The sequence below is a fragment of the Streptomyces malaysiensis subsp. samsunensis genome (assembly GCF_024519315.1).
GTDB lineage: Bacteria > Actinomycetota > Actinomycetes > Streptomycetales > Streptomycetaceae > Streptomyces > Streptomyces malaysiensis.
This window is the reverse complement of the sequence record NZ_JANIIC010000026.1, coordinates 115424-124849: the sequence shown is the minus strand read 5'-3', so window position 1 is coordinate 124849 and position 9426 is coordinate 115424. Positions and strand designations below refer to the sequence as shown.

Sequence of the window (9426 nt, the reverse complement as noted above, 5' to 3'; positions counted from 1 at the left end):
CCGGGGCCGCCGGGCGGGGGGGGGGGGGGGGGGCGGGGTGGGCGCGCCCCGCCGTATCAGCCCAGCCCGAGCCGTACGGCCGCGGCGTCCGCGTCCACCGGGACCACGACCGGCTGCGGCGCACCCGCCACCGCCCAGTCCGGGTCCTTGAGGCCGTTTCCGGTCACCGTGCAGACGATGCGCTGGCCCGGGTCGACCAGCCCCTGCTCGGCGGCCTTCAGCAGACCCGCCACGCTCGCGGCGGAGGCGGGCTCGACGAAAACGCCCTCCTGCGCGGCGAGCAGCCGGTAGGCGGCGAGGATCTGACGGTCGGTCACCTCGTCGATCAGACCTCCGGACTCGTCGCGCGCCTGCTCGGCGAAGGCCCACGAGGCGGGGTTGCCGATGCGGATGGCGGTGGCGATGGTGCTCGGCTCCTTGACCGGCTCACCGCGCACGATCGGCGCCGCGCCGGACGCCTGGAAGCCCCACATCCGGGGCGTACGGGAGGCGTGCGGCCCGCTGTCGGCGAACGGCGCCGCGTACTCCTTGTAGCCCTTCCAGTAGGCCGTGATGTTGCCCGCGTTGCCGACCGGCAGCACATGGATGTCGGGCGCGTCCCCGAGCATGTCCACGATCTCGAAGGCGGCGGTCTTCTGGCCCTCGATACGGGCCGGGTTGACCGAATTGACCAGCGCCACCGGGTACTTCTCCGACAGCCCGCGGGCCAGCGTCAGGCAGTCGTCGAAGTTGCCGTCGACCTGGAGGATCTTCGCGCCGTGGACGAGGGCCTGGCCCATCTTGCCCAGCGCGATCTTGCCCTGCGGTACCAGCACCGCGCAGACCATCCCGGCCCGCACGGCGTACGCCGCCGCCGAGGCCGAGGTGTTGCCGGTGGAGGCGCAGATGACGGCCTTGGCACCGGCCTCCTTGGCCGCGCTGATGGCCATCGTCATCCCGCGGTCCTTGAACGACCCGGTGGGGTTGGCGCCCTCGACCTTGAGGTGGACCTCGCAGCCGGTGCGCTCGGAGAGCACCTGCGCGGGAACCAGCGGCGTACCGCCCTCGCGCAGGGTGACGACGGGCGTCGTCTCGCTGACCGGGAGACGGTCGCGGTACTCCTCGATGATGCCCCGCCAGCCGTGCCACTGGCGGGTGCCGGACATTCGAGGCCCGGCGTCGGCGATTGCGTTCATGATTTCCCTTACTCTCCGCTCACCCTCTGTTCGGCCTCAGCCCGACCACTGCCCGGCCTCCATCCGCCCTCGACCACTCGTCCTCGACGTCCCCGGCTGCTCGCGGCATCGGCTACTCGCCCTCGACCCGCATGATGCTCGCGACATCGCGGACGGTGTCGAGCCGGCGGAGCGCCTCCACGGTCGACGTCAGCGCGGCGTCGCTCGCGCGGTGGGTCACGACGACCAGGGACGCCTCGCCGTCCTTCCCCTGCTGGCGGACGGTATCGATGGACACGCCATGCTCGGCGAAGACCATGGCGACCTGTGCGAGAACTCCCGGTTTGTCGGCGACGTCCAGGCTGATGTGGTATCGAGTGACCACATCGCCCATCGGGCTCACCGGAAGCCGGCTGTAGGCGGACTCCCCGGGTCCGGTGGCGCCCGCCAGCTTGTTGCGGCAGGCGGCCACGAGGTCGCCGAGGACGGCCGAGGCGGTCGGCGAACCGCCCGCCCCCGGGCCGTAGAACATCAGCTGCCCCGCGGCGTCGGCCTCCACGAAGACCGCGTTGTACGCCTCGCGCACGGAGGCCAGGGGGTGGCTCAGCGGAATCATCGCCGGATGCACCCGCGCGGTGACCGACCGGCCGTCCGCGGCCCGCTCACAGATCGCGAGCAGCTTGACGGTGCAGCCCATCCGCTTGGCGGAGGCGATATCGGCGGCGGTCACCTCGGTGATGCCCTCACGGTGCACATCGTCGAGGGTGACCCGGGTGTGGAAGGCGATCCCGGCGAGGATCGCGGCCTTCGCCGCCGCGTCGAAGCCCTCGACGTCGGCGGTCGGGTCGGCCTCTGCGTAGCCCAGGGCGGTGGCCTCGTCCAGCGCCTCGCTGTAGCCGGCGCCGCTGGAGTCCATCCGGTCGAGGATGAAGTTGGTGGTGCCGTTGACGATGCCGAGGACGCGGTTGACCTTGTCGCCCGCGAGCGACTCGCGCAGCGGCCGCACCAGCGGGATCGCCCCCGCGACCGCGGCCTCGTAGTAGAGGTCCGCACGGCGCTGCTCGGCCGCGGCGTGCAGTGCCGCGCCGTCCTGGGCGACCAGCGCCTTGTTCGCGGACACCACGCTCGCGCCGTGGTCGAAGGCGGTGGTGATGAGGGTGCGGGCGGGCTCGATCCCGCCGATGACCTCGACCACCACATCGATGTCCCCGCGTTTGACCAGGGCCGTGGCATCGGTGGTCACCAGCTCGGCCGGCACCCCCTCCCGGACCCGGCCGGGCCGCCGCACGGCGATCCCGGCCAGCTCGACCGGGGCGCCGATGCGCGCCGCGAGGTCGTCCGCATGCGTCGTCATGATGCGCGCCACCTCTGAGCCGACCACTCCACAGCCCAGCAGCGCCACTTTCAGCGGACGCGTACGCATCATCCGACCTCGTTTCTCATCCATCGCGTTAATGCATCGGCGCGTTAGTGCACCAGTCTCATGCACCGGAAGGGATTTTCCGTCCCAGGTCCAGTATCCGAGATCCATTTCTCGCTAGCCGATTGCCGCCGGCGGGGTGCGGCTGGGGGCTCTGTCCGGCGGGTTCTCGTCGGCGGGAACCCGCCGACGGGTTCCCGCCGACCGGTCCGGGCCGACGGACTCCCACTGACAGCAACCCTCCGGCAGGCTCCTGCCGACCGATCCTCGCCAACCGGCATGCCGACCGATCCTCGCTAACCGACATCGAGCCGCAGCAGATCCTCCTCCGTCTCACGCCGGACGATCTCGCGCGCCTGCCCGTCCCGTACGGAGACGACGGGCGGGCGGAGCGCGTGGTTGTAGTTGCTCGCCATCGAGCGGCAGTACGCGCCGGTGGCGGGAACGGCGATCAGATCGCCGGGCGCCAGATCGGCGGGCAGGAAGGCGTCCCGTACGACGATGTCGCCGGACTCGCAGTGCTTGCCGACGACGCGGGAGAGCATCGGCTCGGCGGTGGAGGCGCGGGAGACCAGCGCCACGGAGTACTCCGCGTCGTAGAGCGCGGTACGGATGTTGTCGGACATCCCGCCGTCGACGCTGACGTACGTCCGCAGCCCCGGGAGCTCCTTGACCGTGCCCACCTCGTAGAGCGTGAACGCGGTCGGCCCGACGATCGCCCGCCCCGGCTCGACCGACAGCCGCGGCACGGCGAGCCCGGCGACGTCGCACTCACGGTGGACGATGTCGCGCAGCGCCTTGGCGATCTCGTGCGGCTCGCGGGGGTCGTCCTCCGAGGTGTACGCGATGCCGAGGCCACCGCCGAGGTCGATCTCGGGCAGCTCGACACCGTGCTCGTCCCGGATCTCCTTCAGCAGCCCGACGACGCGGTGGGCGGCCACCTCGAAGCCCGAGGTGTCGAAGATCTGCGACCCGATGTGCGAGTGGATCCCGATGAGCTCGAGCCCGTCCAGCTTGAGCGCCCGCCGCACGGCCTCGGCGGCCTGCCCGCCCGCGAGCGGAATGCCGAACTTCTGGTCCTCGTGGGCGGTCGCGATGAACTCGTGCGTATGGGCCTCGACACCGACGGTGACCCGGATCTGCGCCCGCTGGCGCTTGCCGAGCCGCGTGGCGATATGCGCGACCCGCACGATCTCCTGGAACGAGTCGAGCACGATCCGCCCGACGCCCGCCGCGACGGCCCGCTCGATCTCGCCGGTGGACTTGTTGTTCCCGTGCAGCGCGATCCGCTCGGCGGGCATCCCCGCGGCGAGCGCGGTGGCCAGCTCCCCGGCGGAGCACACGTCGAGGTTGAGCCCCTCCTCGTTCAGCCAGCGCACCACGGCGCGGGAGAGGAACGCCTTCCCGGCGTAGAACACGTCGGCGTCCTCCCCGAAAGCCTCCCGCCAGGCCCGGCAGCGGGCCCGGAAATCGGCCTCGTCGAGGAAGTAGCCGGGGGTCCCGAACTCCTCGGCGAGCGTCTTGACGTCGATCCCGCCGACGGTCATGGCCCCGTCGGCGTTCCGGCCGACCGTACGGGACCACACGCGCGGATCGAGCTGATTGAGATCGGCGGGCGGCGCGGCGTAGTGCCCCTCGGGAAGGACATCGGCGTGACGGGGCCCGGCGGGGTGGGCGGAACGGCTCATGCTGTCTCTGCTGTCTCTCTCGGGTCTTACAGATGATCGGGTGCGCTGATGCCGAGCAGGTGCAGGCCGCCGGCGAGCACCGCCCCGGTGGCGTCGGCAAGGGCCAGCCGGGAACGGTGGACGGCCGAGGGTTTGTGCTGGTGGGAGGGCAGGACCGGGCAGTCGTCATGGAACCGGTCATGGAACCGGAAGAAGGCATCAGCGACGCCGACGAGATGCCGCGCGAGCTGGTCGGGCGCACGGTGCCGGGCGGCGGCCTCGATGGTGCGGGGGTGATCGGCGAGGAGGGCGAGAAGGCCGGTCTCGGCGGGGTGGTCGTACGCCGCCCCGGACTCGGGCTGGGGCTCAGGTGCGAGGCCGAGCTGGCCGGCGTTCCGCATCAGGGCGCGGGTACGGGCATGGGCGTACCGAACCCGGAAGAGGGGGTTGTCCTCGCGCTGCGAGAGAAGCCGGGAGGGGTCGAGATCGGGCAGATCATGCCCGGCGGGCCGAAGCAGAGCCCAGCGGGCGGCGTCGGGGCCAAGGGAGCGGAGCAGATCGGCCCCGGAGGCCGGAGAGGCTCGCACGACGGGCCCATGACCTGCGATGACGACTCCCCCGGCGGCACCGACGAGACCCCGCACAACATGAGCGACGAGCGCGGCCCGCACCTCGTTCGCGGGCCCGAGCGGAACGGAAACCCTGGCAAGCGCGTCCCCGTGCCCGTAGCGAGACCCCGCAGAGAGGATGTCCCGCACAAGCTCAGCGTGGGAGCTGGCATCAAGGGTGATGTTGAGAAACCCGGGGTCAGCGACGTCGACGCGAGCGATCCCAGGCGTACGGACAAGCCGCCGCCGCAGAACCTCGGCGATAACGAGCGCGTCCCCCTCACCCCTCTCACCCCTGGCCAGCAGCAGGGCGACATTGGTCGCGTAATCCCCACACCCGGGCCGAGGCGGAGTCCGCACCTTCACCCGCTCCGGCACGGCAACGCACAGCTCGTCGTCCTCAACGGCACGACGCACGGTGTGCAGCACAGTGCGGGAGAGCTGGGCGGGAGTCACGGGACCAGCGTATGGGAGGAGGGGGGTACGAAAGCGAACCGGTTTCGCCCTTCGGACGACCACGGACGACACACGCCCGAAGGGGAGGGAGAGCCCCCGAGAGGAACACCAAAAGGAGACCCGGCCCCGAGCAAACCCGAAACCCAAAACAGAGCCCCAGACCAGAACCGAGAGGAACACCCTCCAGTCCAGACCCGGCGGAAAGAGGCCCGGGACCGGACCCCGGGGAGAAGAAGTCCCAGACCGGTCCCGGAAGGAGGAAGCCAGAGGCCCCAGACCAGAACCGGAGAAAACAACCCACCGGGGCCGGGCCGGGGCCCACCACTACCCGGTGGGCCCCACAACCGGCTCGGCATCACCAGGCGCCGCCGCACCGGCCGCCCCCTGCCTCATCAGCCTCCGTACGAGCTCGACAAGATCGGCGGGCTCGAAGGGTTTCGCGAGGAAGGCATCAACGCCCAGCGCCTTCCCGCTGTCCATCTCATACTGCGTACACGCACTGATGATCGCGACGGGCACATGACACGTACGAGCATCAGCACGCAACCTCGACGCCGTATGCAGCCCATCGAGTCTGGGCATCACAACATCGAGAGTGATCACATCGGGCCGCACCTGGTGAACGATCTCCAGGCACTCGGCACCATCGGCCGCGGTCACGACCTCGAAGCCCTCCAGCTCGAGGTTGACCCTGATCAGCTGCCGGATGACCTTGTTGTCGTCGACGACAAGGACCCGGCCGGACAAGCCAGGCACATCCTGAAGAGTAGGCGGGCAGCCGCGGCTGCGTCCGGGTTTTCCCCACTTCCGCCCCGTGCGAGGGACCTTTCCCCAAGACCCCTACGCCCCGACCTCCACATGCGGTATACACCCCTCCGCTCCCGCCCCACCCACCCCGCCCGCCTGCCCCCGATAAGCGTTCATGACCACCCTCTGCGAGCTGATAGTGTTCTACCTGTCGCCGCGAGACAGCAGCGACAGGCGCAAGCCCCCGTAGCTCAGGGGATAGAGCAACGGCCTCCGGAGCCGTGTGCGCAGGTTCGAATCCTGCCGGGGGCACCCAGGGGATGGGAATGAATGCGACGGTTATGCCGCGTTTGTCCACCCCGGGTGTCATGATCGGGTGCCAGCACTTCGGTGCGGGCGCCCGATTTTTTGTTCCACGGGTCCAGCTCACGGGTGACGGCCACCAGTCCGTCAAGCAGATGCCCGGGGATCGTCACCCGTAGGGTCACTTCCTCGCGGGGCCGGCTGTAGCGGACCTCCAGCCCGAAAGCGTCGTAGAGCCGCCGCTGGATCTCCTCCGGGACCAAGGCGAGGTCGATATCGAGGCGCGGGAGCGCGTCCAGCAGGGCAGCGCTGTCGACGGGCCGTACCTCCTGCTCCGGGGTTTCCAGACGGGCCAGCTGCTCGGCCAGCTCTGTGCGCTGCTTGCCCAGGGCGGCGTGCTCCCGGCGGATCGCGTCGCGAAACTCCTTCTCCTGTTCCGGGTCGGTCCCGCTGGCCCGCTCGTCATCGCCAAACCCATCGGCGAGAGTGCGGATGAGCCGGGCCTGACGCTCGCCGATGGCCTTGATGGCCTGCTCCAGCGCGGTGCGTTCCTTCGCGGTGCGGTCCCCGGGCCCGTCCGCCAGCCGGGCGGCTTCGAGCGCGGCTCCGAGATGGGTGCGCCGGTCGGGGCCGAAGACGCGAGTAGCGAAGAAGTGGGAGACGGATGTGATCAAGGCCTCTTCCCGGACCCACAAACTCTTCGGATGCCCACCGAACCAGGGCTTGTCCCGGTGTTCGTTCGGGTCGACCTGACAGGCGTAGTACGAGATCCGGTGGCGATTCTTGCCGAACATACGGCGGTCGCAGATCTCGCAGACGACGTACGACCGCAGGACATAGGAACGCCGGGTCGCCGGGTGGGAGTTGCGACCGGGCGTCGTCCGTGACCCCTGGCGCTTGCGCGCCACGGTGGAAGCCACATCGAACAGCTCTTTGGAGACGAGCGGCTCGTGGGTGGGCTGCGGGGACCATACCCAGTCCTTGGGGTCGTTGTAGCAGCCGCCTTTCGTCGTCGCGCGGCGGTTCCAGACCTGATAGCCGGTGTACTTGGGGTTGCGCAGGATCTCTCGCACGGCCGACCCGCTCCAGCGATGGAGGGCCATGTCGGGGCGAGTGGGCTCCGGGGGCGGGTACGCCACAGGATCCAGGTTCAGGCGGTCGGCGATGGCGTCGTATCCGAGCTTGTCCAGTCCGCGGAGCTGGAAGATGTAGGTGACGGCCGGGGCCCGGGACGCGTCCGGGACGAGTCGGTGCTTGGTGCGGCCCTCGGCCCGGCGAGCCGGGACAGGGTGCGGGACCTTTTCCGCGCGATAGCCGTAGGGCGGCTTGCCCACATTCCAGCCCTGAGAGACATGCTCGATGAAGCCGTCCCACGACAGCTCCAGCATCTGCAACACGTACCACTCGGAGACCGCCTGCTTGACGCGCCGCGTGAGCGTGGGCGTAGCGCGTTTGGCTCGCGGACCGGTGACGATCGGCTCATCGGCGGCACACAGGGCGACGCCTGCCTGCTCCAGCTCGTACTCGATCTTCGTACCGAAATAGGTCCGGCGCGCGACGCGTTCAATGGACTCGCAGATAACTGCGGCGAAGCGGCGGTCAGGCCGCTGCGCCTCATCAAGCAGATCGGCCACACTGCCATCGCGGGGAATGGGAATCTGGAACTGCTGGTGCGCAAGGGAATTGCCCCGCTCGCGCAACTCCTTACGGCCGGATTCCACATCGTAGAAATGGGCGACAATCACCCAGCCGGGCGGGAGCGCGGCTCTCGCGTTACGCAACTGCCGGGGCAGCGACAGGGTGGGGTCCTGGGCGTCTTCCGTAGAGGTCCGGCCGAGCCACGCCACCGGGACGGTCACCGGAAGTGCCGCGGCGTCCGGAATACCGGCCGTGGACCAGGGACGGCCGGCTACGGGCTGCGCCCAGGGTCGAGTGCTGGGCGGGTTGCCGTGCATACGCTGTCTCTCCCAGGGTTCGGGGCGGGAGGCTCAGACGCGACCACTCTTCGGGGCATTGTGACCGGCGTACAGCCACTCCAGCACCTCACGAATCGCGGCCCCTTGGCGCTGGGCCAGCGCCTGAGCCTCGCCACCATCGACGGCGACGTACTCCACGACCGTCCGCAACCCCTCTGAAGTGTGCGTTTCATCGTTGCTGCGACCGGTCGACGTCCATGGACGCTCCATCTCGGCGGCGTCGTCAAGGCCGCGATCTTGCGTGTCGGAAGCTGGCCGCGAGCGCTGATTCACGACCACTCTCCAGTCGCTCGCTGCCGCACGTGGACGGCCACCCGCACACCCAGAACCCCATCTCCGTCGAGACAACCCGACCCGAGCCACTGCCGAGCCTGCGCTCCCCAGCCCTCCTCTGGCACAGGTGCGGCACCAGACTGCGGCGACGGTTGCCGATCCGGTGCCGGGCAGGGGATATCCCGGCGGCGGATATCGCGGACGTTCTTCATCTGGAACCCCCAGGCGTGGTGCCGAGTTCGACGGTGGCGGCCAACTGGCGCTGACGTGATCAATAGAGATTCCAGCAGTGGGTCTTTGCCACCACCGGGGAGCGGGTCCGCTCCCCACTGCACCTCAGCCACACGCACCTGGGGCGCGAGCGCACCCCGCACCCGAGCCATCCCCGAGCCAGTACCGGTCCACCTCGGCGGCACGGACGGACACGGGAGCAGGTGCTCCAAGATCCTCGGGCGCGCTCCCCCACACAGGGTGCACAACCGCGACCACCGCGAGGCACGGGGTACACCCCGAGAGCACCGCTCCCCCTCCGCTCCCCGACCGCTCCCGCCGCCCAAACCCCGCGGCATCGGCCGCCAGGCCGCCAGGACACCCGAACCCGGCCCCACCGACCACACGCACCGGCGCGGACGCACAGCACGCCGCTCACACCCCAGGAGCCGCCCCGAAGGAGCCAGAAGCGAGGTGTTCCTGACCCGCACCTCACCAGCCCGCCACGGGACCCGTACAGAACCCACGCTGCACATGAATCCCGCAGGGAGAAGGCATCCACCACAGCTCAGCAGCCGAGCAGCCAGCAACACGCGATCCGCGCACGCCCGG

General features: G+C 70.0%; 6 protein-coding genes, 1 tRNA gene and 1 pseudogene. 1 reads left to right on the top strand and 7 read right to left on the bottom strand.

Going from position 1 to position 9426, the window contains the following annotated elements; translation table 11 throughout:
- Positions 1–56: 56 nt before the first annotated feature.
- The 5 genes from thrC to NQU54_RS22365 form a co-directional block, all read right to left on the bottom strand.
- Positions 57–1175 (bottom strand): threonine synthase, encoded by a 1119-nt coding sequence (gene thrC / locus NQU54_RS22385; protein WP_232564714.1) that lies wholly within the window; start codon positions 1173–1175, stop codon positions 57–59.
- Positions 1176–1287: 112 nt separating this feature from the next.
- Positions 1288–2580, bottom strand: a complete 1293-nt coding sequence (locus tag NQU54_RS22380; RefSeq protein ID WP_257632617.1) for a homoserine dehydrogenase — start codon at positions 2578–2580, stop codon at positions 1288–1290.
- 290 nt (positions 2581–2870) lie between these two features.
- Entirely contained in the window at positions 2871–4262 is a 1392-nt protein-coding gene (gene lysA, locus NQU54_RS22375) for a diaminopimelate decarboxylase (RefSeq protein WP_257632616.1), read from the bottom strand.
- 26 nt (positions 4263–4288) lie between these two features.
- Positions 4289–5305, bottom strand: coding sequence for an ArgS-related anticodon-binding protein NrtL (gene nrtL / locus NQU54_RS22370; RefSeq protein ID WP_257632615.1), 1017 nt, complete (start codon positions 5303–5305; stop codon positions 4289–4291).
- Positions 5306–5629: 324 nt separating this feature from the next.
- Positions 5630–6061, bottom strand: a complete 432-nt coding sequence (locus tag NQU54_RS22365) for a response regulator (protein WP_231981292.1) — start codon at positions 6059–6061, stop codon at positions 5630–5632.
- 231 nt (positions 6062–6292) lie between these two features.
- Here NQU54_RS22365 and NQU54_RS22360 point away from each other — a divergent pair.
- Positions 6293–6364, top strand: a tRNA-Arg gene (locus NQU54_RS22360).
- A gap of 947 nt (positions 6365–7311) precedes the next feature.
- On the opposite strand, the pseudogene NQU54_RS49795 reads toward NQU54_RS22360, so the two are convergent.
- Positions 7312–7743, bottom strand: a pseudogene (locus NQU54_RS49795) (recombinase family protein); the annotation flags it as partial.
- Positions 7744–8343: 600 nt separating this feature from the next.
- Positions 8344–8604, bottom strand: a complete 261-nt coding sequence (locus NQU54_RS22350) for a hypothetical protein (protein ID WP_257632614.1) — start codon at positions 8602–8604, stop codon at positions 8344–8346.
- Between the last annotated feature and the right edge of the window lie 822 nt (positions 8605–9426).

Bases quoted from the DNA above. Each gene is read 5' to 3' on its own strand.
- thrC (WP_232564714.1), bottom strand. From the start codon at position 1,175: ATGAACGCAATCGCCGACGCCGGGCCTCGAATGTCCGGCACCCGCCAG.
- NQU54_RS22380 (WP_257632617.1), bottom strand. From the start codon at position 2,580: ATGATGCGTACGCGTCCGCTGAAAGTGGCGCTGCTGGGCTGTGGAGTG.
- lysA (WP_257632616.1), bottom strand. From the start codon at position 4,262: ATGAGCCGTTCCGCCCACCCCGCCGGGCCCCGTCACGCCGATGTCCTT.